We start from the raw sequence: 24,892 nt of genomic DNA, 5'->3' as shown, positions 1-24,892 counted from the left end.
ATCCCAGGACAATTAGGGTTCGCGTCACCAGCTCGATGACGGCGGCGTACCAGTCGGGCCACAAGCCGACTGCGACCGTGCCGCCGCTGGGAGCGCCGCCGCTGGCCCGGAGGAGCTGTCGCCTGTGAGAACGCGCCCCGAGCCGACCGCACAGGGACAGCCTGTTATTGAGCCGAAACTGTCTGGTTGCCTATTCGAGGGTGTATCGGACGTGGTGGGCGTGGAAGTAGCCGCGGACGTGGTGGGGTTGGTGCTGGCGTCGGTGGAGGAAGCGGCGGGTCTCGTGGGCGAGGTTGTCGGCGGAGGCGGCGCGTGCGGCGTGGACGTTCCGCTTGATGTCCGCGTTGAGGAGCTCGTCGGGGTTGAGTTCGGGGCTGTATCCGGGCATCAGGTGCAGCTCGACGCGGTCCGTGTTGTCGGCGAGCCAGGCGGTCACGGCCTTGGCGCGGTGGACGGGGTGCCGGTCGGCGATGACGTGGACCTTCCGTCCAGCCTGGCGGGCGAGCCGGTCGAGGAAGGTGATGAAGACCTTCGCGGTGAACTTCCCGGTGAACACGGTGAACCAGAGCGAGCCGCGGGAGGCGATCGCGGACATGATGTTCACGCGGAACCGGCGGCCGCTGACCTTCACGGTCGAGGTCTGCCCGGCCGGCGCCCAGGACCGTCCGGGCGGGCCGGTGTCCGAGCGCAGACCGCACTGGTCCACCCAGGCCACGACGGCGTGCTCCGCCATTGCCCGCCCGGCAACGGCGGGGTACTCCTCTTCGAGCCAGGCGGTCACCTTCTCCTGCTGCTGGCGGTAGGAGCGGCGGGCCGGGCGCTGCGGGGAGAAGCCGTGCCGGCGCAGCCACTTGCCCACGCCCTGCTCGGTCATGGCGACACCGACCACCATCCGGATCAGCTCGCCGACCAGCTTGCGGGTCCACATCGGTCCGCCGATCAGCAACTGCTCGGGCGTATAGTCGGCCATCGCCTGGAACAGCACCGCACGGTCCTGGGCCCCGATCAACTCGCCCGGACCGGAGCGGGACTTGACCGGTGCCGCGAGCGACTCCCTCCCCGCGCCCTTGTACTTGCGCCACCATGTGCCCACAGACCGCTGAGACACCCCGAACACCTCGGCTGCCTGCCGGTACGTCCGCACCTGCCCCGACTCCAGGGCGGCCACCACCCGAAGCCGCACCACCTCCTGCACGGCAGGCGACAGCCCCCGCGCACCCCCAAGCTCGATCACACACCCTCAACGAGCAAGGCAACCAGATAGTTTCGGCTCAATAACCCGCGGACACGACTCGCCCGGCACCAGAGCAGGTCAGGACCCACCAGCGGTGTCTCATGAGACACCGGAACGGTGGAGAACAAATCCACTACCGCCTGGTGAGCGAGGGGCGGATCTCGAACACGCCGTCGATGTACCGACACCTGTCCTCCCACCTTGCCCAGGCCCGCCGCGAGAACGACTTCCCGGACTTGATCGACACCATGCGGCTCAACCGAGGGAGCACGGGCTGAGATGCGGCTCGAAGCCGGCGGAAACGCTACTGGTGCCGGCGCCTGAGCCCGATGCCGGTCGGCGCGCCGCGCCCGGGGCCGACGGTGCTGGTGTGCTGGTGGGCGGGGCGGCCTCGGGTGCCGCCCGACATCCTGGCCGCGATCGTGCGCGACCCCACCGTGACCCCGAAGTCCACCGGCAGGGCCTTGCCCGCGAACAGACCGAGAGGAAGCCATCCGCCGCCGATTGAGCGACTGAGCGGAAGGGCGCCTGGGCATCAGCGGTCGCCGAAGAAGCTCTCCCGCGCCTCGCGGATCGCGTAGTAGCCGGCCAGCGGGTCTGCCTGCCACCAGCCGAAGGCGAGGTTCAACATGCGCCCGACGAGCACGGCGGTGGCAACGGTCGTCGCGGCGCAGCTCTGCGCTGGAGCTGGCGCGGGCGGCCTGCCCGCCGTTCATCGACGCGTACGGCGCCCAGGTGAACTGACGCCTGGGCAGCAAGGGCCGCCGCACAGATGTCCCGCACACGGTCGCGCTGCCCGAGCGATTTGCATTCCCTCTTCGCGTGAAGCATCGGACGCATGCCCGATTTGTTCGCGTATCCCGGCTCTATCCGCGGTCGTCGCGGCGCAGCTCTAATATGCAGACGGCCGAACAGCAGGAAGCCCCCGGCCCTGAGTTCCCGCTCCGCCGAGGGCCCTGCTTCGGAACTGTCCACCGCTCTGCAGTCACACAGATTGGAGTTCCTGGCATGGAGGATACGGCTCCAGCCCCAGTCGAGCCCAGGCAGCCTCAGCAGAAGAGGCATGGCCGGGCGCGTCACCACCTGCGGGCCCTGGCCCTCACGGCGGCGATGGGCGCGGCCTACACCAGCGGCGGAGTGTTCGTCACCGCGCTGTGGGTCTGGGCCCGGCACCGATGACTGGTCCGTAATCGGCAGCATCCCGCCCCACGCCCTCACCGGACCGTGGGGCGGTCCGCGGACGGGCAACAAGTTCGGCGCGGCCCGCCCGACCGGGCGCCACGAGCCGCGGCCGCGTGCACGGCCCTTCAACCGGCTCGTGCTGAAGATGCACAACAGGTGCGATCTCGCCTGCGACGACTGCTACGTCAAGGTCGGCATCTCCCTCGACGGCGACCGCGCGGCCAACGACCTGCACCGCCGCCACCTGATGACCGGCACCCAACACCGCGCCGAAATGACCGTCCGCTTCACCATCTGGGAGCAGATCACCGGCGTCACCGGCCGGCCTGCCGCCGCCTGAGCCCAGGGCCGGCACCCGGCCCCACCACACCTCGACACACCGTCAGACACCCGCACACCCAACAACGTGACAACGCCCCAACGCGTGGTCACCGATAGCGAACTGGATCTTCGTATCGATCTCGACGAGCTTCCGGTCCTCGGCGATGATCTCCTGGTACCGGCCCCGGCTCACATTCCCGATCTTGGTCCCTGCGGGCATACCGCCCACCCCCTGAGGCCGAGGCGCGGCGAACAATGCCGCCGACGACAAGTCGCGACCCCACTCCCCGCAGCGTCAACCCATACCGAGATCCGTAGCAACCTCAGGCCAACGCTCCAAGAGCATCAACACGGTTCAAAGACAGGTTCTCAAGCTCGCCACCGAGTTCAAGGAGGCGGCCCCCGACCAGGTCGTCATCCTGACCGCCCACGAGATGAAGCGCCTGGCCCGCAACGCCGCCGAGCTGATGCAGCTCTCCGCCGACCTGGAGGGAGCCGGCATCCTGCTCGAACTCCTCACAGGCCCGCTCACCGGCGTCTACGACCCCAACGGCATGGGCTCGATGCTCTTCGCCGTGCTGGCCGTCGCTGCCCAGCTCGACCGCAACTACATCCGGGAGAAGACCCTGGAGGGCCAGCAGAGCGCCGCCCGCAAGGGCAACCACGGCGGCCGGCCGAAGGTCATCGACGACGACATGCTGACCTTCGCCGTCGCGCTCAAGGACAAGGGCACCCCGGTGCCCGAGATCGCCAAGAAGCTCGTCATCAAGACCGGCAAGAACGCCGGCGAGCACCCGTGGGTTGCCTCGGTGTACCGGGCGCTCGCCGAGGCGGAGGAAGCCGCCAACGCGGCAGCGGACGACGGCCTGCCCCTGCGGCCCCGTCCGGCACGCATCCGCCAGGACGACGAACCGCTCACCCCCGAGGAGATCGACCTCCGCCGGCGGCTGATCGCTCAGCCGCCGAGCTGACCGCCACCGACCGCCGGGAAGAGGCCCGCCGGTGATCCCCGGCCCGAACCGCACCAGGGGCTGCCCGCTGCTCGGCATCGAGGACGCCGACCTGCCCTACCCATCCGGGGCCTGGACCGGCGTCGGCCGGGAGGGCGACGACAGTCCCGATGCGGCCGAGCAGGACGACACCGGTCCGCACTGCTGAACCTGACGGCTGGCCAGGACGCATCTCGCCGTGAACCGCTGGACCACCAACCAATCGGGACACGACAACTGGTTGCGCTCCTGGCGCCGGACCCGGGACGGCTGGGGGCCGTGCCCGCAGTGCGGGCACGGCTCCCGAGGTGGAGCGCGGTGTCAGTGGCTGGTGAGTTCGCCGCTGAGGGTTTCGTGGATCCTGGCGCTGTGCTGGTTGAGGCCGATGATCTCCACCGTCTTGCCGCGCTGGGTGTACTTGGTCTCGACGGCGTCGAGGGCGGCCACCGAGGAGGCGTCCCAGATGTGGGCGTCGGTGAGGTCGATGACGACCTTGCCGGGGTCGCCGGCGTAGTCGAACTGGCCGACGAGGTCGTTGCTGGAGGCGAAGAACAGGGCGCCGGTCACCGAGTAGACCACCTGGCCGCCGTCGGGGTCGGTAACCGCGGTGACGTTCACGAGGTGGGCGACGCGCTTGCCGAAGATGACCATCGCGGTGATGGAGCCGACGACGACGCCGATCGCGAGGTTGCTGGTGGCGACGACGACGGCGACGGTGATCACCATGACGGTGATCTCACCGGCGGGCATCCGCTTCAACGTCTTGGGGGCGATGGAGTGCCAGTCGAAGGTGCCGACGGAGACCAGGATCATCACGGCGACCAGGGCGGCCATCGGGATGTCGGAGACGACGGGGCCGAAGACGACGCACAGCACCATCAGGAACGCGCCCGCCAGGAACGTGGACAGGCGGGTGCGGGCGCCGGACGTCTTCACGTTGATCATGGTCTGGCCGATCATCGCGCAGCCGCCCATGCCGCCGAAGAAGCCGGTGACGATGTTGGCGATGCCCTGGCCGATGGACTCGCGGGTCTTATTGGAGCGGGTCTCGGTGATGTCGTCGACGAGTTTGGCGGTCATCAGCGACTCCATCAGCCCGACCAGCGCCATGGCGAGCGCGTAGGGGGCGATGACGGTCAGGGTGTGCAGGGTGAACGGCACGTCCGGCAGGCCCGGCACGGGCAGGGACGAGGGCAGCTTGCCCTTGTCGCCCACGGTCGGCACGGCGATCCCGGCGCCCACCGTCATGACGGTCAGGATCACGATGGACACCAGCGGCGCCGGGATCACGGTGGTGACCTTCGGGAAGAACACCATCAGGGCCAGGCCGGCGGCGACCAGCGGGTAGACCGCCCACAACACGTCCACCGTGTTGGGGATCTGCGCCATGAAGATCAGGATCGCCAGAGCGTTGACGAAGCCGACCATCACGCTGCGGGGCACGAAGCGCATGAGCTTGGCGACGCCGAGCGCGCCGAGCACGATCTGGAGGACGCCCGCGAGGATGACGCAGGCGATGAGGTAGCCCAGGCCGTGCTGGCGGTTGAGCGGGCCGATGACCAGTGCGACGGCGCCGGTGGCGGCGGAGATCATCGCGGGGCGTCCGCCGACGATCGCGATGGTCACGGCCATGGTGAAGGACGCGAACAGGCCGATCTTCGGGTCAACCCCGGCGATGACCGAGAACGAGATCGCCTCGGGGATCAGCGCGAGGGCGACCACCAGGCCGGCCAGCACCTCGGTGCGCAGGACCTTCGGGTTCGACAACCAGGCGGGGCGGGAGCCGCGCAGGCGCGAGGCAGCGGTGAGCGGGGAAGTCTGCAAGACGGCGGGAACCTGTCGTGCTCGGGCGCGACCGGCGGTGCGCGCGGGGACGGGAACACGGAAGGCCAGGGCGGCATCCCGCGGATCGCCCGAGGTGGCGGGCGGAAAGGCTGAGGGGTGGAGCGAGGCCGGCCCGCAGGCGGCCGATCAGCTCACGGTCCGCGTAGGGTCACGGGGGGCAGGTGGCGGCGCGGGGCACCTGGGGCATGCGCACGCTGGATCTCCTGCCGAAGGGGGCTTCGCGGAGGCGCCATCGGCCCCGACGGGCGGGCGGACCGCTCATGGTCACGGTCCGCGGGTCGGCGAAAGGGGCACACGCGTGCCGCTCCCGCACACCGTGAACTCTACCCTAACGTTAGAGTAGGGATTGCTGGGGCCGTCGGCCCCGGGGCAAACCGTGGACGAGAAGGACCGAGGGCAACGGGCGTGGAATCCGAGCACATGCAGATCGGCGAGGTCGCCACCCGTACCGAACTGTCCCTGCGGACCATCCGCCACTACGAGGAGGCCGGCCTCCTCGTCCCCTCCGCCCGCTCCCAGGGGGGCTTTCGCCTCTACACCGAGGCCGACGTCGCCCGCCTGATGGTGATCCGCCGGATGAAGCCACTGGGCTTCACCCTCGACCAGATGCGCGACCTGCTGGAGGCCACCGACCTCCTCGACACCGACACGCCAGCCGAGGCAGGGGCCGAGGAGCGGGAGAAACTGCTGGAACGGGTACGCGGCTACGAGCAGGCCGCCCAGGACCGCATCGCCGACCTGCGCGTCCAGCTCTCGCGCGCCGAGGACTTCGCCGCCACCCTGCGCGGCAGACTCCAAGCAGCAGGCGATTCCCCCGCCACCCCGAACCGCTGAGACCCGCTCCCCGTCCCTGTTTGAGGCGCCGTGCCCGACCGAGCCTGGAGGAAGTGGCTGGCCGCGCACAGCCCCGTCAAGACCGTGGACGTCCGCCAGACCGGGCCCGACAGCCTGGTGGTGAGCCTGCGCGGCCCACTCGACGAGAAGAGCGCCGAGCGGGCGGGCCGGGCACTGGCACACCTGCTGGACGCCGGGCCCCACCAGGCCCACATCGACCTCACCCGAGCCGGCGACCTGGGCCCGTCCCTGACCGGCGCGGTGTTCGTCCCGCTCGCCGTCGCCGCCCGGGCCCGCGCCGTCGCGGTCACCGTCCACCACGCCGCCCCCCGCACCCGGGCCTCACTGCGAGCCCTGGGCCTGGACCGGGTCCTCGCCCACAGCGACGACACCCCGTGAGGCGCGGGCCGCCCCTGGCAGCCACCAGGACGAACGCGCCGTGCGGCGCACGGGACCGCCGAAGACGTGCGCAAGAGTTGCGTTAACGGCCGTCCTCAGCACTTGCGCCCCGCCCTGGTCCTGCTACACCAGAGGTCGGGAGGTGCATGATGCGCCGGTACGTCATGAGAGGCCCGGTCTCACTCGTCACCGCGGCGTTGGTTCCGCTCGCGCTCAGCGCGGTGCTGCTGCCGTGGCGCGGGCACCTGGCGAACACCAACGTGACCCTGCTCCTGGTCGTGGCGGTGGTCGCGGTCGCCGCACTGGGGCACCGGCTCGCGGGTGCGGTCGCCGCGCTGAGCGCCGCCGCGTGGTCACCGATGCCGGCTACCTGGCCCAGATCCACGAGAGCGCGGTGCTGGCCCACTCCGTCGGCTCGGCCCCGGCCGTGGTCGACCACGTGCGCGCCCAGCTGACCGACCTGCTCCAGTTGCGCGGCTGCCGCTTCGAGTACGGCACGCTGCTCGGCCGTCCGCCGCGCCTGGAGCACGACGGCTCCATCGTCGTCGGACGCAGGACCTGGGCCACCGACCAGCTCGGCATGCCCGCCGAGGAGGTGGAGCTGCGGCTGTTCGGCAATGGCCGCTACATCGGCCGGTTCATGCTCGACCCCATCCCCGGCAGCATACCCACCCGACAGGCGCTGCTCGTGGCGGTGACCCTGACTGACCAGGCCGGCCGCGCGATGGACGCCCTGTCCCGGCCCGTGAAGGTCGCCTGAACCTGGCCGCACACGCGTAGCGGCCAGGTTCAGGCGACCTGGGCCGGCGCGCTCACGACGTGCCGAGTGCGGCCTCCTCGCGGTCGAGGTCGTGCTGCAGGCTCCGGCGGGTGGCATCGCTGATCCGGTGCTCGTCGTACAGGCGGTGCAGCTCCGTGCTCTGGACGGCGATCACCTCATGCCGCAGCTCGCGGTAGGTGGCGTCCACGGTGCTGCCGTCCGGGCCGTCGACCCTGTGGTCGAGCCGGGCGCTCAGCCCACGCCGGACCCGGTCGATCACGGCCTCGGGCATCGCCTCCAGGGAGGCGAGGTCGTCGACGTGGGCGAGCGCGGCGCGGTTGAGGGCATCACGGGCCTCCGCCTCCTCGCGGGCGGTGTGCTCGGGCTCCAGCGCCAGGCCGGAGCGGTTGACCACCGCCGCCAGGCTCAGGCCCTGGACGACCAGGGTGAACACCACGACCGCTGTGGTCAGCACCAGCACCAGCGGTCGGCCGGCCAGCGCGCTGCCGTCGCTCGCGAGGAGCGGGATCGACAGGGATGCGGCCAGCGGCATCACACCTCGGGTGCCGGCCCAGGTCACCACCCCGGCCACCCGCCAGGACATCCGGCCCCGGGAGGGCTTGACCGCCCGGGTCAGCGGCAGCGTCGACAGCACCCGCACCGCGATCAGCACGGCGGCCAGAGCGAGCGCCTGAAGAGGCCACCAGCCGCTGCCCGCGGGCAGGTCCCGCACCAGCGCGGGCAGCTCCAGGCCGACGATGCTGAAGACCACGCTCTCCAGGATGAACACCACCACCGCGTAGACGGCGTGCAGCTGCAGGCGGATGTGGGCGTCGGTGAGGCGGTGGCCACTGCGGCCGAGCAGAACCCCGGCGACGACGACCGAGGTGATGCCGGAGGTGTGCGCGGCTTCCGCCACCACGTACGCCGCGTACGGGGTGATCAGGGCGATCACCGTCTCCAGCACCGGGTCCGTGGTGCGGCGGCGGATCAGCCACACCAGGCCCGCGACCGCCGCGCCGATCAGGCTGCCGCCACCTCCCAGCAGCAGGAACTCCGCGCCGGCCGAGGGCAGGCTCACCGCAGCCCCGGTCGCCACGGCGATGCCGACGGCGACCTTGAACAGCACCAGCGAGGTGGCGTCGTTGAACAGGCTCTCCGCCTGCACCAGGACCTGGACCCTTCCCGGCAGGGCGAGTCGGCGGCCGAGCGCGGTGACGGCCACCGGGTCGGTGGAGGCGAGTACGGCCCCGAGGACGAAGGCCATCGCGGGCGGCAGGCCGGTGATCGCGACCGCCGCGAAGCCGACGGCCGCCGCAGAGGCGAAGACCAGGCCGAAGGCGAGGATCGTCACCGGCTTCCACACCGTGCGCAGGTCGCGCAGCGACAGTTCCTCGGCGGAGGCGTACAGCAGCGGGGGCAGCACGACCAGCGCGATGGCCTGCGGCGGGATGTGCAGCGCGGGCACGCCGGGTATCAGTGCAACCCCGATGCCGGCCAGGACCAGCAGGGAGGGGGCGGGCACGCGCCAGCGTCGGGCGAAGGTGGCCACGGCGGTGGCCAGAACCACCAGGAAGAGAACGATCCCCACGGCGCGCATCTGCGAAAAGACCCCATCACGACGAACGGGGTCGCCGCCGCCTGATCGCCGCAGTCGTCCCCCGAGCCGACCAGACTTCCCGGCACACCAAAGGTAATTTTATCGGGACTTTAGCAGGGCTCGGCAAGGGCGGAGGCGGGGCGCGCGCTGCGACCCCTGGTAGGCGCTCTCGACTGAAGAGGCGCACGAGCCGGCTTCCCGCAGCGAACCGGGCGCCCCAGCGCCGCATCTCAGACCGGGTGCCCGGGCTTAGCGCTACTGATTTCGGCGCGTCAGGGTGATGCTGGTGTGTCGAGGGAGAGGCCGGTTCCGGCTATGAAGCCATCGAGGATGCCGGGCCGGTACTGGAGGCGTTTGAGGCGGTTGCGTACGAGTGTCTCGAGGCGGTCGAGGGCCACGACAGCAAGGTTGGCGAGGCTGCGTTTGATATGTGCCCATGCCCCTTCCACCGGATTGAGCTGAGGCGAGTAAGCGGGCAGCAGGAATACCGTCAGCCACTCCCGCCGGGCGATCAACTCCCGCATGGCGTGCGAGACGTGGGTGTTGAGCCGGTCCCACACCAGCACGAGTGGCGCCCTGACGAGCTGGTGGACGCTGTCGATCAGTGCGATGAAGTCGCGCTCGCCCATGCTCCGGCGCTTGCCCCGGCCCGCAGGGTGGGCGAGCAGGCGGTGACACAGGCGGGTGCGGGACCCGGGCCTCATGGCGATCAGCCCGGCCACCGACAGACGCCCCGAGCGCCGTCCGCTGACCGTCACGACCGGAGTGACGCCGCGCCGGCCCCAGGTGCGTCCTTTGGGCGGCCGCCGGGTGAAGCCCGCCTTGTCCTCGAAGCAGATCCAGCCCCCGCAGGCCGCCCGGGCCCTTTTACCTCCGCCCAGGTCGCCTCCTTCCAGACCCCGAAGGCGTCCTCGTCGCGCTCGGCCACGCGCCGTGCGGGCACCTGCGGGCTGAAGCCAAGCCGGCGCATCAGCCTGGTCGCGCCCGAGACGCTGTAGGAGACATGGACTTCCGCCCGATCAGCGTCGCCACCCGCGCCGCCGTCCACACCTGGCCCTCCACCCAGCCGTGCGCGGCCGGCCCCTGTTCGAGATACCCGGCGAGCTTGTCCAGACAGTGCGGAGACAACCGGCACCGGCCCCCGCTCGGCCCCCGAGAGACAAGTGCCTCGACTCCGCCCCAACGCCACAACTGCTGCCACTGGTAGGCCGACTTCACACTCACCCGCAGCTGCCGGGCGACCTCGGGCGCCTTGACCTGCTGAGCAAACAGCTCTGCTGCCTGCATACGTACCAACTCCCGGCGCTGCCGAGCCACTGGCGTCAGCCCGCCCCCATCCGCACATCTCACACACCACCGTCTACCGCCAACGTCCCACCACCATCGGCAAGTTCAACCAACATCACCCTGACGCGCCGAGATCAGTAACGCCGGCGAGCTGCCCTTTGACGCAACGTTGACATCGTCGGCGCGCGGCCGGGTCGGTCCCAGCCCCCACCCTCGCAGCCACCTTGGCCATCCTCGGGGACCCGTACCTGTCTCGAGCCTCCGGCAGATCCCTGACTACTCTGCCGGGTTCATCGCCGCCTGAAGGGTGCCGCACCCCTCAGCCATGCCGGAGGGGCGAAGGCTCCGTCGTGTCCTTTGCCTGCGGCTCCCCCTTCCCGCCACCCGGCGCCTGGGCCTCACCCACAGCGCCATCTGGGCATCAGCCTCCACGCCCTGGAAGGCTCCGGCTGCCTGCTCCTCGGCGAAAACCCCGCCATGATCGTAAAGCGGGCCACGAGCGGTCTGTGGCTCATGACGCCAGGGTGGACCTGCCGCAGCGGCAGTCTCCGTCTTTCCTTCGGAATCAGCGCCGGCAGCAGGCGCGGCCGAACGTTTGACACGCGTCCTGACGCGGTCTGGGAGACGGCCGCCGCCAGCATGCGGTACCGGCGGCGGCCGTGGGCGTGAAGAGACGAAGCTCCCCTCGTCGTCTCCTCGGCCCGTGTCCTCCGCGGCGGCAGTGCGCGGGAGTGCACCGTTCGCGCGAGTCCGCAGGGCGAAGGCGGGACCCGTGGTGTCGGCGATACAGCTCCAGCCAGGCATCGGTCTACTGCGGCTCGGGGCTGGGAGCCTGGGCGGGGCAACCCGCACGGCTGGTCGCATCGCGCCTCCATGCATGACTGCTCCCTCAGAAGCAGCCTAGGACGGGGCCGGGGCGGGCGGAAGACGGCCTTCGGCGAGATGGATCCCATGCGGGTGTTCCCTACTCGGGTGAGAGGGGCTGCTCCATGACGCGGCCGCTGCCACTGGTTGGCGTCCGGCCGTCCTGATGCGCACCATCGTTGTCACCTGAATGCCCCGGGACTGCGACCTCGCAGCCGCGGTCCATGCCTTGGCATCGTGTCTGTCCTCACGCCGGCTGCGACCGGACGCCCCGCCGGGTCGCAGCACGGGCTGTAGGCGCGCGACGGCGGAGCCATCGGGAGTCAGCGCTGGTGCGGTGCCGGGGGTCTGTTTCTCGCGAAGACCAGTCGTAGTGCTCCCACGCCGAGGACGCAGCCGGCGATGAGCGCCAGGGTGGTGGGTTCATGGACAGCGAGCTGGGCCATGAGCACGACGATGGCGACGGTGCATGCGGTTGCCCCCAGGTGTCCGAGCACCCGCTCCCGAGTGCAGTCGGTGGTGCGGGCGTGAAGGTGGTTGATGAGCGCGAACACGCCGAGGAAGGTGGCTGATCCGAAGGCGAGGAGTTCGTTGATGCCGGGCAGCATGGCGAAGACCGCGCCGAGCAGGGCGAGCATCCACATGGCGTTGGCGGCCACTCCCACAGGTGCCCGGCCCAGGAAGGGCGGCAGTTCGCGGGCAGCACTGAGGTCGCGGACGAGCCTAGCGGTGGAGAAGAGGGTGGCATTGATGGCCGACGAGGTAGCCAGCACCGCGGCCCCGGTCGCCAGCCATCGCCCGAAGGTGCCGAGCGCTTCCTGGCCGACGGTGGCGAAGGCCACCTCGCGCTGGGAGACGATCAGAGAGTCCGGGACCAACATCTGTGAACTCAGCGTCACAGCCACGTAGACGGCGATGACCACGAACACCGACAGGTAGAGCGCCCGGGGCAGCGTCCGGGCGGGCCGCTCGATGGCGTCGTAGTCGTAGGAGAGCAGTTCGAAGCCCTCGTAGGCGATGAAGATCGAGGCGGCGCCCACGAAGACGCCCAGGTAGCCGGTGTCGGTGAGTGGGGTGAGCCGGTGCGGTGTCCACGCGAATAGCCCGATACCGGCGATGCCGGCCAGGATGACAAGTTTGGCCAGCACCACGGAGTCCTCGGTGAGGCGCGACGCACCGACACCCCGAATATTGATCATCAGGAAGGCCCCGAGGACGATGACGGACGCTGCCCTGGCGACGAGGTCTCCGGTACCGAGGACGCGGGCGACGTAGTGGCCGAAGGTGAAGGCGTAGACGGCCAGGGCGAGGACGTAGCCGAAGACGAGGTACCAGCTCGTGATCGCCGCGAAGCGCGGGTGGCCTGCCTCGCACAGGTAGGTGTATGGGCCCCCTGAGCGTCCCGCGCGCCGGGCGAGCCCCGCGTAGCTGTGCGCGGTGACCAGCGCCACCGCGCCCGCGAGCACGAAGCACACGAACGCGAGGTGGCCCGCGAGCTGGATGGTCACACCCAGCACCGAGAAGATACCGCCGCCGATCATTCCGCCGATGGCCATGGCCGAGGCATCACGCAGCCGCAGCCGGCCCCGGCCCTGGCGCTGGTGGCGCTCGGTCCTTGGGTGATACGGACTGCCGCCGTGCTCGGCGGCATCGGCTCCCTGCCCGTCCCGGTTCACGCTGGCAAGCGTAGGGCCCGCCTCGGCTTTCTCGCCCCCTCATGTGCCGACGTACTCCGTGTTCCGACGCGCCGCCCCCGTCAGGCGTGCTCCGCTGGGCGTCGGCGTGGAGAAGTGTGGCCAGTGCGTGGCAGTCCGCGGTATTCGGGGCGGCACGCAGACGGACGGTGACGGCGCTGGGGGTTGCGGTGCGGCTGGAGCCGACTGCTATCAGGGACCTCACAGCGCGGACGAGGAGTTCACGAGCAGGTACGTGAAACGGTGTAACTACGCTGTGGTCGTGGCGAGTTCACCGAGGGCCGGAAGGCGCCGTGCCGCAAGGCGACCGCCGGCGAGACGGCTCGCCCCGGGCAGGCCGGCCAGTTCGAGTGCGGCGCGCCGGACACGCAGCTGCAGCGGCGACTCGGGCACGACCCAGCGGACGCCGCCCCGGGCTGCCCGCTGCCCGCGCTCCACTACGGGCCTCCAGATGCGCTCGTAGCGCCGCAATGCCTCGTCCACGCTGCCGGCGCAACCGAGCTGGTCGGCCAGTATGTACGCGCCGGCGATACCCAGCGACGCGCCCTGACCGGAAAGCAGCGACACCGCGTGGCAGGCGTCGCCGACCAGAACGACGCGGCCCTGGCTCCAGATACCCATCTCGACCTGCGCGACCTGGTCGCAGTAGAGCTCGTGCGCGGGTGGACAGCACTCCAGGACCCGCGGCACCGCCCCGCCGACTCCGCGAAACCTCTCCCGTAGCACGGAGCGTGGGTCTGCCGGCTGCTCCGGGTGGGCACCGCGGTACAGGGCGAGGACTGCGACGATCCCGCCACGCAGCGCGTACAGGCTCAGTTGGCGGCCGACAGTGTCGGTGACTACGAAGCGGTCGCCCAGCTCGGCATGCAGCCCGGGATCGTCAATGGTGAACGCCGCCGCGCTGAGACCGAGGTGGCGTACGTAGCGCGGTTCGTCGCCGAAGACCAGGCCGCGCACGGTGGAATGGATGCCGTCGGCTCCGACCAGCAGATCGGCCTCGACGGTACTGCCGTCGGTGAGGATGACGCATACGCCGTCGCCCCGGTCCTCGACACGGGCCGGACCGGTCCCGAAGCGCAGATCGACGGCGAACGACAGCCTTTCCCGCAGGGCGAGTTCGAGGTCGGTCCGCATCATGCTGAGCAGACGTCCACCGCCGGAGCGGGCAAGCCTGATGCCCCTATGGATGTCAATATCGTCCTGCGGCTGGCGCTGGTGCAGGAGTGGCCTTCCCGTGCATGGTGATGAGTTGGTAGATCTCGCGGGCGACGTAGCGTTTGAGGCAGCGGATGGCCTCGCGGCGGGTCTTGCCTTCGGCGATGCGTCGTTCCAGGTACTCGCGGCTGCGGCTCTCCCAGCGCAGTCGGGCCAGGACGATTGTGTAGAGGGCGGAGTTGGCTTGTCGGTCACCGCCTCGGTTGAGCCTGCGACGCTGAGTCTTGCCGGATGATGCCTCCACCGGGCTGACGCCACAGAGGGCGGCGAAGGAAGCCTCGCCGCCCATCCGGTCCGGGTTGTCGCCGGCTGCTATCAGCAATGCGGCCGCGGTGTCAGGGCCGACGCCGTAGCAGTCCAGGAGCTTCGGCGCGTAGGAGGTGATCGCCGAGGTGATCCGTCTGGTGAGGTCGTTGATCTCCTCGGTGAGGTGACGGATCCGGCTGGCTAGCAGCCGCAGGGTGTGGCGTGCAGCCATGGCCGGGGTGGCCCCGGCTGAGTCCTCCAACTCGGAGCATCGACGGATGAGTTTAGGGTTGCTGAGGCCTGCCAGCGATTCACGCAGCGCGGGGTCTGCGGAGACCAGGACGGCCTTGAGCTGGTTGATCGCTTGCGAGCGTGACTTGACCGCAGAGCTCTTGGCCATCAACATCCGGACTGCCTCCACCGGACCGTCGGTGGTCTTGGCGGTGGCGGTGGCGCGGCCTGAGAGCACCGCTTGGGCGGCGGCCGCCGCGTCGATCGCGTCGGTCTTTCCTCGTCGGCGCCGCAAGGCCTTGTCCGGCTGGTTGACCTCGGTGACCGCGATGCCTTCGCTCTGAAGGTAGCGGGTCAGCGCGGCACCATAGGAGCCGGTGCACTCGACTCCAGCCCGCTTCAGAATTCCGAAGGCCCGTGCCCATGAAAGGAGTTGTCGGTATCCCTCTCGCGTGGTCGGGAAGCTACGAGTGTCAAGCATGGCTCCGGTAGAAGTGATCACCGCAGCGACGTGCACATCCTTGTGGGTGTCCACGCCCAGCACGATGTCCTCTGGGTGGCTGGTCGTGTCGTGCGGCGGAGGGGCTTGCCGGGTCATGCTGGGCACGGTCGTCTGTCTCCTGAACGCCTGGGGGGACTGGTGGCCGGCGCCGGGCCGGTGAGGCGGTCAGGACTGTGACGGTGCGCGTCGCGAAGGCCCCTATCGGGACACGCCCACTGGTCCGGCGGCAGCACGCACCGCCTCGGGCAGTGGTCGGCAGATCAAGCTCAAGGCATCAGCGCCAGTCGTACCTCGGGCCAGACCACCGCCCGGGGCGGCACCCGACCATCCTCACAGTCGTACCTCAGACTTGCCCGGCACCGCCCGCTCTCGTCGACGAACTCGGCCTTGCTGACCGGGTAACTGAGCTCCCTCAGCCACGGCACGACACCCATCACCTCGGCCGCGTCGTAGCCGGGGCCGAAAACGTCGACCATGTGGCCCTCGGCGCGCGGCGCTGGAGCCTTCTCCAGGACCGTGACCTGCCAGCCCAGGACGTTGTGCAGCCGTCCCGCCAGAGCCAGTCCGGCAATTCCCGCGCCGCAGATGACTGCCTTCATCGATATGGCCCACTCTCTTTCGGACGGCACCGACCAACATGCCCGCGCCACATATTTGCACTATGCAAAATCATCCTGTCAAGAGTGTGCCCGCGTCGCCGCCGAAGAGGATGCGCAAGCCGTGCCACGAATGCACGGGAACCACGACCTTGGCGCCTCGCGCGCGAACGCGACGGCCATGCCCCGATGTCAAGGTGCGACATGATCGGCAGTCACCCGCAGAAGCAATACGGCAGACCGAGGGCGCGAGGCGGGGCCGGAATGCCACCTTCCGAGCTAATTTGCACTATGCAAAATGCGTGTCATGGTGAACCTCCCGCTCCGCTGCGGTAGCTGTCGAGAGCCCGGCTCCCGCCAGGCCAACCGCCCAGGAGGTATGCCATGGCCACGCGCACGTCCCGCCTGAAATCCCACAAGACCTGGCTCGGTGCCGGAGCCGCGCTGGTGCTGGCCGCCCTGAACGCGCCCGCCGTACTGGGCTTCGCGCAGGAGAAGTACCACGCGTACGAGATCAACACGGACGACTACAAGGCCGAGCGCGGGCACTGGGACCTGATGGCCATGCCCGAGCAGTACCAGCTCAACTCGATCCACGCGGTGCTGCTGCGGACGGGCAAGGTGCTGCTGATCGCCGGGTCGGGGAACAACCTCAAGCTGTTCGAGGGCGGCACCTTCAAGAGCACCTTGTGGGACCCCGTGAAGAACACCTTCAAGAAGATCGACACGCCGAAGGACATGTTCTGCGCCGGGCACGCTCAACTCCCGGACGGGAAGGTGCTGATCGCGGGCGGCACCGCCCGGTACGAGATGCTCGGGGGCGACGTGAAACGGGCCGGCGGGGCCATGCTCGTCAAGAACGAGGACCCCGACCAGGACCGCACCTTCCCCAAGGGCACCGCGTTCCTGTCCGCCGCGGGCAAGACCTACCGCTCCCAGTTCCCCGTCCACCTCCCCGCCGCACACAAACGCATCGACCCGGCCACCGGGATGGCGACGGTGACCGCGAACGAGGCGCGGGTGTATGTGGAGGCCGACCAGGCGGGCCCCGCGGGGATCACCAACAGCACTGAGCAGTACGAGATCCAGGGGCTGCGCGGCAAGGACGACGACAACTTCTACGGCATCGCCAACAAGCTCGGCCTGGACAAGAAGGACTTCCAGGGGATCAAGGACGCCTACGAGTTCGACCCGGCGACCGAAAAGTACTCCAAGGTCGGCTCCATGAGCGAGGCCCGCTGGTACCCGACCCTGCTCACCCTCGCCGACGGCAGGGTGCTCGCCACCTCGGGCCTGGACGACGTCGGACAGGTCGTCCCCGGCAAGAACGAGATCTACGACCCGGCCACCCGCACCTGGTCGGCGGCGCCCACCCGCTACTTCCCCACCTATCCCTCGCTGTTCCTGCTCAACGGCGGGAAGGTCTTCTACTCCGGCTCGAACGCCGGGTACGGGCCGGCCGACAAGGGACGGGCGCCCGGCATCTGGGACCTGGCTGCCAACACCTTCCGGGCCGTGCCCGGCCTCAAGGACCCCGACGCGCTGGAGACCTCGGGCTCGGTGCTGCTGCCGCCCGCGCAGGACCAGAAGGTGATGGTCTTCGGCGGGGGCGGCGTCGGAGAGTCGGAGAAGGTGACCGCCCGCACCGCCTTCGTGGACCTCAAGGCGGCCCACCCGGCCTTCGCCCAAGGCCCCGAACTGCCGAACGCCACCCGCTATCTCAATACCGTGCTGATGCCGGACGACACCGTCTTCACCACCGGCGGCTCCGGTGACTACCGGGGCCGGAGCCAGAGCAACATCCTCGCCGCCCAGTTCTACGATCCCAAGGCCAACGCCTTCCGCAGGGCCGCCGAGCCCACCGTCGGGCGGAACTACCACACCGAGGCCCTGCTGCTGCCCGACGGCCGGGTCGCCGTCTTCGGCTCCGACCCTCTCTTCGGCGACGCGGACAACACCAGGCCGGGCACCTTCGAGCAGCGCGTCGAGGTCTACTCCCCGCCCTACATCTACCGCGACACCCGGCCCCGGCTCGGCCCCGGTCCCGTCTCCGGGCAGCGCGGGCAGAGCACAGCCTTCCCCACTCCGGACGCCGCCCGGATCCAGAGCGTCCGGCTGATCCACCCCGGATCCGCCACCCACGTCACGGACTTCGACCAGCGCTCCGTCGCCCTCGACTTCAAGCGGACCGGCGACAGCATCACGGTCACCGTGCCGAACGACCGGAGCCTGGTCCCGGCCGGCTGGCACATGCTCTTCGTCACCGACGGGCACGGCACCCCGTCCCAGGCCAGGTGGCTGTACGTCCACTGACGGCCGCGGTCCCGGTTCGCCGGCCCGGTGGGCGATCCGGCGTCGGGTCAGGAGGCGGCGTCATCCAGGAGCCGCTCCGCCTTGGCTGCCCCTTCCAGGTACTGGAGCAGACTGCGTGCCGTGACCGTGCCGCGCACCTCGGTGCGCCGACCGGCACGCGTGACGACCACCGCATACGGGCTGTGGCCGCCGGCCAGGCAGAGCATGGTCTGGGCGAGGCTCGCCGACGTGTGCACGGTCGGTGGGCTGCGCCGCACCGGGGGCAGGCATTCACTGAACCTGCGGCCGTCCAGGGTCGCCAGCAGTTCCGCGGGGGGAGCCAGGCCGTGCAGGGCGGCAAGCCCGGGGTGGGCGACCACGAAGCCCGGCAGCAGCATCCGGACCAGTTCGTGGCCCTGCACCAGGTGGTAAGGCTCTCCCGCCTCGTCCACGACCACCAGGCAGTCGGTGGGGCCATCAAGGAGCTGGCGCAGTGCGGGCAGCACATCCTGGTCCGCAGTGACGGTCATGCAGGGCTCGGCGATGTCCATGGCGTGCATGAAGCGACTCCCGGCGCGCGTCGGTTCGGGTGCCGACCGGACTTCCCGGCGCGCCAGCAGCCATCCGGGACAGGACGGCTCCACGCGTCTATCTTGCCCAGGGCAAAGCCGCACGGGAGGGCTTTGCCGGCCTGCTTCTTGACGGCCTCTTAACTCTTCTCGGCCGTGCGGCGCACCGGGGTGTCCGGCCATCCCAGCGGGTACAGCGCCCCGTCGTTGTCGGTGACTTGTGGCTCCCCACCCGCGTCACTGAACGCGGTCAGGGCATCCACCAGGGCGGCACGCTGGTCGGGGGCGACCCGCTCGACGATCGCGGCGATCTCCGCGCGGCGGCGGGTGGTGACTTCCTCGACGAGCCGCCGTCCGTCGTCGGTCAGGCGCAGCAGGGTCTCGCGCCGGTTGTCCGGGTTGATCTGGCGGTCGGCCAGGTTGGCCGCGATGAGCCGGTCCACCATGCGCATCGCGGTGGACGGGTTGACGCCGAGCAGGTCGGCGAGGGCGACGAGTTTGGCCGTGCCGTGCGTGGACAGGACGACCAGCAGCCGGAACTGGGGCAGGGTGACGCGGTCCTCGACGGCCGCGAGGGAGCGGGCGGAGACGGCGACCAGCACCCGAGAGGCGGTCAGCACCGCGCGGGTCACGGCGTCGACGTCGTTCCTGGCAGGGGTGGAAGGCTGCTGGTGCTCACTCATACCCCTCTTTCTACCGTGTTGCCCGGCGGTTCCCGCTGCCGGGCAGGGTGTGGAATCCGTCAAGTCCGGTGGCGCAGCAGCAGCATGGCGGCGTCGTCGTGCGGCGGTCCGGCGGTGTGCTGCGCCAGGTCGGCTCGTAGGGCCTCCAGCGCCGCCTGGGGGTCCGGGTCGGACAGGTGGCCGGTGCGTTCGGCGAGGGGGTAGAAGGTGCCGTGCGCGTCGCGGGCCTCGGTAACCCCGTCGGTGTACAGGAGCAGTTGGTCACCAGGGCCGAAGTCCACCTGGTAGGGCTCGGGGCCGGCCGCCTGGTGGAGGCCGAGGCCCAGGGGCAGGGCGTATCGGGTGGGTTCGGGAAAATGTGCCGATCCGTCGGCGCGGACGAGCAGGGGCGGCGGGTGGCCGTGATTGAGGAAGACCGCGCCGCGCTCGGGGCTGACCTCGGCGATGATCGCCGTCACGAACTTCTCACCTCGCAGGGCGCGGTCAGCAGCCCGCCGAAGCCGGGCGCCGACGCCTTCCAGGTCCGCCTCCTCGTGTGCGGCTTCCCGGACGGCGCCGAGGATCGCGGCGGCCGTCTCGACCGCTTCCAGGCCCTTGCCCTGCACGTCACCGACGATCACCCGCACCCCGGCCGGTGCGGCGACCACCTCGTACAGGTCCCCGCCGATCCGGGCTTCCGCCACGGCCGAGGCGTAGGAGACCGCCACCCGCAGATGGCCCGCCGCGCGCGGAACCGGCCGCAGCAGCACCCGCTGGGCCACCTCGGCAATCGAGCACATGCTCGCGAACGCCGCCTCCCGGCGCTGGCGCATCACGGCACCGGCCACTCCCGCTGCGGTTACCCCGGCCACCGCCGCCACCGCCGCGTAGCCGCGACGCTCCGCGAACACCCCGTCATAGAACCCAAGCGCCAGGCAGAGGAAGAACGCGAACACGCCGACGCATGCCGTACGCCGCCAGCCACCGATCAGCCCGGCGAACGCGGGCCCGAGCGAGACCATCGGCAGCAGGCCCACTCCCGGGCCCGCCGCCACATCGACGGTCGCCACCACTGCCATCACCGCGTACGGCAGGACACGGAGCACGGGCAACGCCGCCGGTGCCAGGTCTGGTCCTCTGCGCCCCTGCCAGGTGGGCTTCGTCGGAACGGCCCAACGGCACCACGCGGCCGGCGCCCGGCTACTGGCGCGACGTGCTGACCGAAAATGTGCGGCCAATAGGCACCTCCCTCCCGCTCACGCTTAGACTATGCAAAGGTTGTGCTGCTGAATCATTCTCTTGGCCTGATCGTGACCGATGCAATGCCGGCGCGTCCGGCTCGCCCACAGTCCAGAGAGGCAGACCCGTGGCCGACACCCGCTCCAAACCTCAGCGGCCCAAGCCCCCCACCAGCTGGAAACGGCTGGTGGCGAGGCTGCCCGTGCACCTCTACCGGGCGGGCCTGGGTCCGCTGTTCGGCAGGCGGATGCTGCTGCTGATCCATACCGGCCGGGTCTCCGGCCAGGCCCGGCGGGTGGTCATCGAGGTGGTGGCCTACGACGCCGAGCGGCGGACCTGGACCGTGGCGTCCGGCTTCGGCCCGAAGGCGCAGTGGTACCAGAACCTGCGCCGCACCCCGCAAGCCACCATCCAGTTCGGCCGCCGCTACCACGCGGTCACCGCCCGCTTCCTCACCCCCGAGGAGGGCGGCCGGATCATGGCCGCGTACGCACCGAAGCACCCCCGCGCGGCCCGCGTCCTGTGCCGGTACATGGGCTTCGAGACCGACGGGAGCGCCGAGAGCTTCCGGGCGGCCGGCGAACAGATCCCCTTCGTGCGGTTGGAGGAGCGGCCGGGCCCCGGCGAGCATGCGGGCCAGCCCTAGGGCCTGTCTTGAGTTCTCGTCTGCGCCCTGTACCCAGGGTGCGCGAACGACGGGAAACTCAATATGGGCCCCAGTCAGTCATCGACGCCGAGGTCGGAGCGCATGGACTTTCTCAGTGCCCCCACGGAGGGCCAGACCTCCCGGTGGAGATGCCTCTCCAGGTTCGCCAGTTCCTCCGCGTACCTGGAGGGTTCCGTCCCGTACCTCTTGAGGTCGCCGTACGCGTGGTTTAGGCGCTCCTTTGCCGCGCGGGAGGCGCCCAGCACCGCATTCGGGACGACCATCTGGGCCTCCGCGTAGCTGTCCCGATAGGTCATCCTGGCCGCCTCCAATTTCTCCAGGGACGCGGCAACTCCCTCGTCGCGTTTCAGCGCGTGGAGGTAGTTCCCCATCTCTGTCAGGTACTGGCGTGCGGCGGTGTTCAATGTGATGTAGCAGGTGCGCCGCCGCTCAAGGTTCTCGCTCTGAGTTTCCATACGCCTGGCACGGTCCGCGCGGCTCTGTGTCAGCACCGCGGCGCCCAGCGTCCCCGCCACACCCACCACGGCGATCCACAACCCCGACCAGCTGGCGTCCACAATGCCCCCGTGAGTCCGCACAACGTCACGCCTTCGAGGCACCGGCGGAACTCCCGGGCTCCCGAGGGTGCCGCCAACAGCCGTGAAGCACGGTCTCATTCATCATGCCGGGCCAACAGGTCCGGCATCACACGAACACCCAGGGACACTCCCGTTGTGATCAAGGAGTGGTTCACGTGAGGTCGTTGATCCAGATCATGGAGGCGCGCAGATGTAGGCCGGCGAGGTAGCTCTGCGGGGTCTTGTCGTAGCGGGTGGCGATGCCGCGCCAGGCTTTCAGCTTGTTGATCAGGCGCTCTACAGTGTTCCTCTCCTTTCCTTGTAGAGGCCGCTCTTGTGGCCGACGGGGCGACCGCCCCTTCTGCCCTTCCTTTTCCGGTTGGCGGCCTGGTCCTTCTTCTCCGGGATGACCGCCTTGATCTGGCGTCTGCGCAGGTAGGCGCGGTTGCCGTGGGACGAGTACGCCTAATGGGACCCGGCGACCGTGTCCGGGCGGGTGCGGGGGCGGCCGACCGGGCCGCGGACCCACACCTTCTTCAGCACAGGGATGAACTGCGGGCTGTCAGCTGCCTGCCCCACAGTGAGGAGGAGCACGAGCGGTCGGCACATGCGGTCGGCGGCGACGTGGATCTTGCTGGTCTGCCCACCGCGCGAGCGCCCGAGCAGGGCCGCTCTCAGTCGGAGCCGACGTCGGCGCCGTTGCCGGCGGCGCTCTTGCCGGACGGGGTCACCATCGACGGATCGCCCGTCTTGTCCTTGCCTATCGCCCCCTTTGACCGGGCCTTCTCCTCCTTGGCGGCGACCTTCTCCAAGGCAGCCAGAGCGTCCGCACCGAGTCGCATCCCGGCGGCGTCGTGGTGGGCGGGGGTGGTGGTGGAGTCCACGCTGACCAGGGACAAGTCCACCTCGTCCCGCTTGGCGGCCTCGGCGACCAGGCCCTCCAGCAGGGTCTCGAAGACACCGGTGTCCCGCCACTGGCGGAAGCGGTTGTGGACGGTGGACCAGGCTCCGAACTCCTGCGGCATCTCCCTCCACTGCCCGCCCGTCTTGAACCGCCAGATCACGCCCTCGAACTGCTGCCGCAGCCTCTCAGGATACGGGCCGTACCTACCGATCGGCAGGTGCGGCTCGATGAACTCCCATGCCTCATCCGTCAGTTGCGCCCGCGTCATGCAGTACCAGGCCCGCCTCAGCCACTACAAACGACGCGGCCACAGACCGCCCGAAACTGCCCACCCGTCACCACAAGCACCGTTGCAGTACTACTAAGGCGCTGACCGTCAACCCGCGGGCACCGGTGCGCACACGGGTGCCGGGCTCGTGACGGGATGCAGGGCGCGCAGCGCGCTCTGATGGGTGAGCCAGCCCACCAGGTGCGACCGCTCGGAATCGAGTACCGGCAGACCGGTGCCGGGGTGGGATATCAGGGCGTGCAGCGCCGCGGCCAACGGCAGGTCGGCCGTGAGGGAGGCGGGCCGCTGCACCAGGTCCCCGGCAAGGGCGCCGCAGCCGGCAGAGCCGGGCTCATCCGCCAGGGCCTCCGCGACAGCCCTGGCCGTGATCGTGCCGACGTAGCGGCCGTTCTTGTCAGCCACCGGCAGCACCCCGTGCGCAGATCGGGACAGTGCCAGGGCCACGGCGGACAGCTGCGCGTCCACCGCGAGCGCCCCGGGGGCGGCCTCCATCACCTCGTCGACCCGCTGGGAACCAAGCGGCGCGCCTGGGGCGGGGCCGTCGAGGTCGATGCCCCGGCGCCGCAGCTTGAGGGTGTAGACGGTGTCACGGGACAGCAGCCTGCTGACGGCGGTCGCGGTGACGATGGCAAGCATCAGCGGCAGGATGATCGAGTACTCGCCGGTCAGCTCGAAGAGGATGACCACCGCGGTGATCGGCGCCCGGGAGGCACCCGCGAACACCGCACCCATGCCGACCAGCGCATAGGCACCGACCGCGCCCGCCGTGCCGGGCAGCAGCGACTGCATCCCGGCCCCGTAGGCAGCACCGAGCATCGCGCCCATGAACAGGCTCGGGGCGAAGACCCCGCCGGAGCCGCCGATGCCGATCGTGAGGCTGGTCGCCAGGACCTTCCCCGCCAGGAGCAGGAGCAGGAACGCGGCGGCGTACTTGCCCTCGGCCGCCCTCTCCAGAACCGGGTAGCCCACCCCGTACATCTCCGGAAGCACCAGCAGCACCACACCGAGCAGCAGACCGCCGACGGCCGGGCGCAGCCACTCCGGTCCGCGCCAGGCCCAGTCACAGGCGTCCTCGATCCAGTACAGGATGCGGGTGAAGCCGATGCCGACGCCGCCCGCGACGATGCCGAGCAGGGCGAACAGGCCGTACTGCGCGACGTGGTCGACATGGAAGGCGGGCAGGGTAAGGAAGGCGACGTCCCCGAAGGCGGCACGGCCGATGATGCTCGCGGCGACGCTGGACAGCACGACCGCGCCGAACGCCTCGACGGTGAAGCTGCGCAGGATCAGCTCCATCGCGAAGAACACCCCGGCCAGCGGCGCGTTGAAGGTGGCGGCGATACCACCCGCCGCACCACAGGCGACCAGCAGCTTCATCCGCCCTTCGGTGACCTTCGTGATGCGCCCCAGGGTGGAGCCGAGCGCGGAGCCGATCTGCACGATCGGGCCCTCACGTCCCACCGAGCCGCCCGAGCCGATGGTCAGCGCCGAGGCCAGGGCCTTGACGACGGAGACGTTCGGGTTGATGCGGCCGCCGCGCTGGGCGACCGCGAGCATCACCTCGGGCACGCCGTGACCGCGGGCCTCCTTGGCGAACCGGTCCACCAGCGGCCCGTAGAGCAGCCCGCCGATCACCGGCGCGAGCAGCACGAAGTACGGACCGAGCCACGGCACGTGTGGATTGGCTGAGCCGCCGGCTCCCGCATAGTCGGCATGGCCGGAGAACAGCCCGGTGAAAGTCTTGATCAGCCAGCGGAAGGCGATCGAGCCGAGCCCTGCGCCGGCCCCGATCACGAGCGCAAGTGCGCCGAGGCCCCACTTCGCCTCGCGCATCCCCACCGAGCCGCGTTCCCGCCATGAGATGGGGCGTATCGCTCCTGGTGCGTCGGCCGCCGCAGCGGGCCTCGTCGTCGT

At 70.1% G+C, this 24,892-nt stretch carries 20 protein-coding genes and 3 pseudogenes; 9 read left to right on the top strand and 14 right to left on the bottom strand.

The window, feature by feature from the left end; all coding sequences use genetic code 11:
- Positions 1-190: 190 nt before the first annotated feature.
- Positions 191-1,234, bottom strand: coding sequence for an IS630 family transposase (locus OG522_RS40365; RefSeq protein ID WP_329468487.1), 1,044 nt, complete (start codon positions 1,232-1,234; stop codon positions 191-193).
- A 101-nt stretch (positions 1,235-1,335) separates the two neighbouring features.
- On the opposite strand from OG522_RS40365, the gene OG522_RS40360 reads away from it, so the two are divergent.
- From OG522_RS40360 to OG522_RS40345, 4 genes and pseudogenes are all read left to right on the top strand, one after another.
- The gene (locus tag OG522_RS40360; protein ID WP_329468486.1) at positions 1,336-1,512 is read left to right on the top strand and encodes a hypothetical protein; all 177 of its coding nucleotides are present in this window, start codon (positions 1,336-1,338) and stop codon (positions 1,510-1,512) included.
- A gap of 1,139 nt (positions 1,513-2,651) precedes the next feature.
- A pseudogene (locus OG522_RS41500) lies at positions 2,652-2,756 on the top strand (IS6 family transposase); the annotation flags it as partial.
- A gap of 283 nt (positions 2,757-3,039) precedes the next feature.
- Positions 3,040-3,708 carry a recombinase family protein gene (locus tag OG522_RS40350; protein ID WP_329468656.1) on the top strand — a complete coding sequence of 223 codons (669 nt, stop codon included), beginning with the start codon at positions 3,040-3,042 and terminating at the stop codon, positions 3,706-3,708.
- 31 nt (positions 3,709-3,739) lie between these two features.
- Positions 3,740-3,895: a hypothetical protein gene (locus OG522_RS40345; RefSeq protein ID WP_329468482.1), complete on the top strand. Its 156-nt coding sequence runs from the start codon at positions 3,740-3,742 to the stop codon at positions 3,893-3,895.
- A gap of 152 nt (positions 3,896-4,047) precedes the next feature.
- Here OG522_RS40345 and OG522_RS40340 read toward each other — a convergent pair whose 3' ends face one another.
- Positions 4,048-5,550, bottom strand: coding sequence for a SulP family inorganic anion transporter (locus tag OG522_RS40340; RefSeq protein WP_329468481.1), 1,503 nt, complete (start codon positions 5,548-5,550; stop codon positions 4,048-4,050).
- Between the two features lie 426 nt (positions 5,551-5,976).
- On the opposite strand from OG522_RS40340, the gene OG522_RS40335 reads away from it, so the two are divergent.
- From OG522_RS40335 to OG522_RS40325, 3 genes are all read left to right on the top strand, one after another.
- Positions 5,977-6,405 carry a MerR family transcriptional regulator gene (locus OG522_RS40335; RefSeq protein WP_329468479.1) on the top strand — a complete coding sequence of 143 codons (429 nt, stop codon included), beginning with the start codon at positions 5,977-5,979 and terminating at the stop codon, positions 6,403-6,405.
- Between the two features lie 30 nt (positions 6,406-6,435).
- The gene (locus OG522_RS40330; protein WP_329468477.1) at positions 6,436-6,804 is read left to right on the top strand and encodes a hypothetical protein; all 369 of its coding nucleotides are present in this window, start codon (positions 6,436-6,438) and stop codon (positions 6,802-6,804) included.
- A gap of 349 nt (positions 6,805-7,153) precedes the next feature.
- Positions 7,154-7,564: a hypothetical protein gene (locus OG522_RS40325; protein ID WP_329468476.1), complete on the top strand. Its 411-nt coding sequence runs from the start codon at positions 7,154-7,156 to the stop codon at positions 7,562-7,564.
- Positions 7,565-7,616: 52 nt separating this feature from the next.
- Here the strand turns inward: OG522_RS40325 and OG522_RS40320 are convergent, their stop codons facing one another.
- From OG522_RS40320 to OG522_RS40290, 6 genes and pseudogenes are all read right to left on the bottom strand, one after another.
- The gene (locus tag OG522_RS40320; protein WP_329468474.1) at positions 7,617-9,164 is read right to left on the bottom strand and encodes a Na+/H+ antiporter; all 1,548 of its coding nucleotides are present in this window, start codon (positions 9,162-9,164) and stop codon (positions 7,617-7,619) included.
- A gap of 272 nt (positions 9,165-9,436) precedes the next feature.
- A pseudogene (locus tag OG522_RS41495) lies at positions 9,437-10,514 on the bottom strand (IS630 family transposase).
- 1,124 nt (positions 10,515-11,638) lie between these two features.
- Complete coding sequence (locus OG522_RS40305; RefSeq protein ID WP_329468472.1) at positions 11,639-12,991, bottom strand: APC family permease; 1,353 nt, start codon at positions 12,989-12,991, stop codon at positions 11,639-11,641.
- Positions 12,992-13,258: 267 nt separating this feature from the next.
- Positions 13,259-14,185, bottom strand: a complete 927-nt coding sequence (locus tag OG522_RS40300; protein WP_329468652.1) for an FAD-dependent monooxygenase — start codon at positions 14,183-14,185, stop codon at positions 13,259-13,261.
- A 13-nt stretch (positions 14,186-14,198) separates the two neighbouring features.
- Positions 14,199-15,299 carry an IS110 family transposase gene (locus OG522_RS40295; RefSeq protein WP_329468427.1) on the bottom strand — a complete coding sequence of 367 codons (1,101 nt, stop codon included), beginning with the start codon at positions 15,297-15,299 and terminating at the stop codon, positions 14,199-14,201.
- 170 nt (positions 15,300-15,469) lie between these two features.
- Positions 15,470-15,802, bottom strand: coding sequence for an FAD-dependent oxidoreductase (locus OG522_RS40290; protein WP_329468470.1), 333 nt, complete (start codon positions 15,800-15,802; stop codon positions 15,470-15,472).
- Positions 15,803-16,183: 381 nt separating this feature from the next.
- On the opposite strand from OG522_RS40290, the gene OG522_RS40285 reads away from it, so the two are divergent.
- Positions 16,184-18,112 (top strand): galactose oxidase early set domain-containing protein, encoded by a 1,929-nt coding sequence (locus OG522_RS40285; protein ID WP_329468468.1) that lies wholly within the window; start codon positions 16,184-16,186, stop codon positions 18,110-18,112.
- Positions 18,113-18,159: 47 nt separating this feature from the next.
- Here the strand turns inward: OG522_RS40285 and OG522_RS40280 are convergent, their stop codons facing one another.
- The 3 genes from OG522_RS40280 to OG522_RS40270 form a co-directional block, all read right to left on the bottom strand.
- On the bottom strand, positions 18,160-18,651 hold the full coding sequence (locus OG522_RS40280) for a hypothetical protein (RefSeq protein ID WP_329468466.1): 492 nt from the start codon (positions 18,649-18,651) through the stop codon (positions 18,160-18,162).
- 149 nt (positions 18,652-18,800) lie between these two features.
- The gene (locus OG522_RS40275; protein ID WP_329468464.1) at positions 18,801-19,343 is read right to left on the bottom strand and encodes a MarR family winged helix-turn-helix transcriptional regulator; all 543 of its coding nucleotides are present in this window, start codon (positions 19,341-19,343) and stop codon (positions 18,801-18,803) included.
- Positions 19,344-19,402: 59 nt separating this feature from the next.
- Entirely contained in the window at positions 19,403-20,401 is a 999-nt protein-coding gene (locus OG522_RS40270; protein WP_329468651.1) for a PP2C family protein-serine/threonine phosphatase, read from the bottom strand.
- A gap of 287 nt (positions 20,402-20,688) precedes the next feature.
- Here OG522_RS40270 and OG522_RS40265 point away from each other — a divergent pair, with 287 nt between their 5' ends.
- Positions 20,689-21,207: a nitroreductase family deazaflavin-dependent oxidoreductase gene (locus OG522_RS40265; RefSeq protein ID WP_329468463.1), complete on the top strand. Its 519-nt coding sequence runs from the start codon at positions 20,689-20,691 to the stop codon at positions 21,205-21,207.
- 74 nt (positions 21,208-21,281) lie between these two features.
- Here the strand turns inward: OG522_RS40265 and OG522_RS40260 are convergent, their stop codons facing one another.
- The 3 genes and pseudogenes from OG522_RS40260 to OG522_RS40250 form a co-directional block, all read right to left on the bottom strand.
- On the bottom strand, positions 21,282-21,785 hold the full coding sequence (locus OG522_RS40260; RefSeq protein WP_329468461.1) for a hypothetical protein: 504 nt from the start codon (positions 21,783-21,785) through the stop codon (positions 21,282-21,284).
- 172 nt (positions 21,786-21,957) lie between these two features.
- Positions 21,958-22,957: pseudogene (locus tag OG522_RS40255) on the bottom strand (IS5 family transposase).
- A 108-nt stretch (positions 22,958-23,065) separates the two neighbouring features.
- A complete protein-coding gene (locus tag OG522_RS40250; RefSeq protein ID WP_329468649.1) occupies positions 23,066-24,811 on the bottom strand; it encodes a chloride channel protein in 1,746 nt (581 codons plus the stop codon).
- Positions 24,812-24,892 lie beyond the last annotated feature (81 nt).

Source organism: Streptomyces sp. NBC_01431, assembly GCF_036231355.1.
In the GTDB taxonomy this organism is placed as follows: domain Bacteria; phylum Actinomycetota; class Actinomycetes; order Streptomycetales; family Streptomycetaceae; genus Streptomyces.
This window is presented reverse-complemented; position numbering and strand designations above follow the sequence as displayed.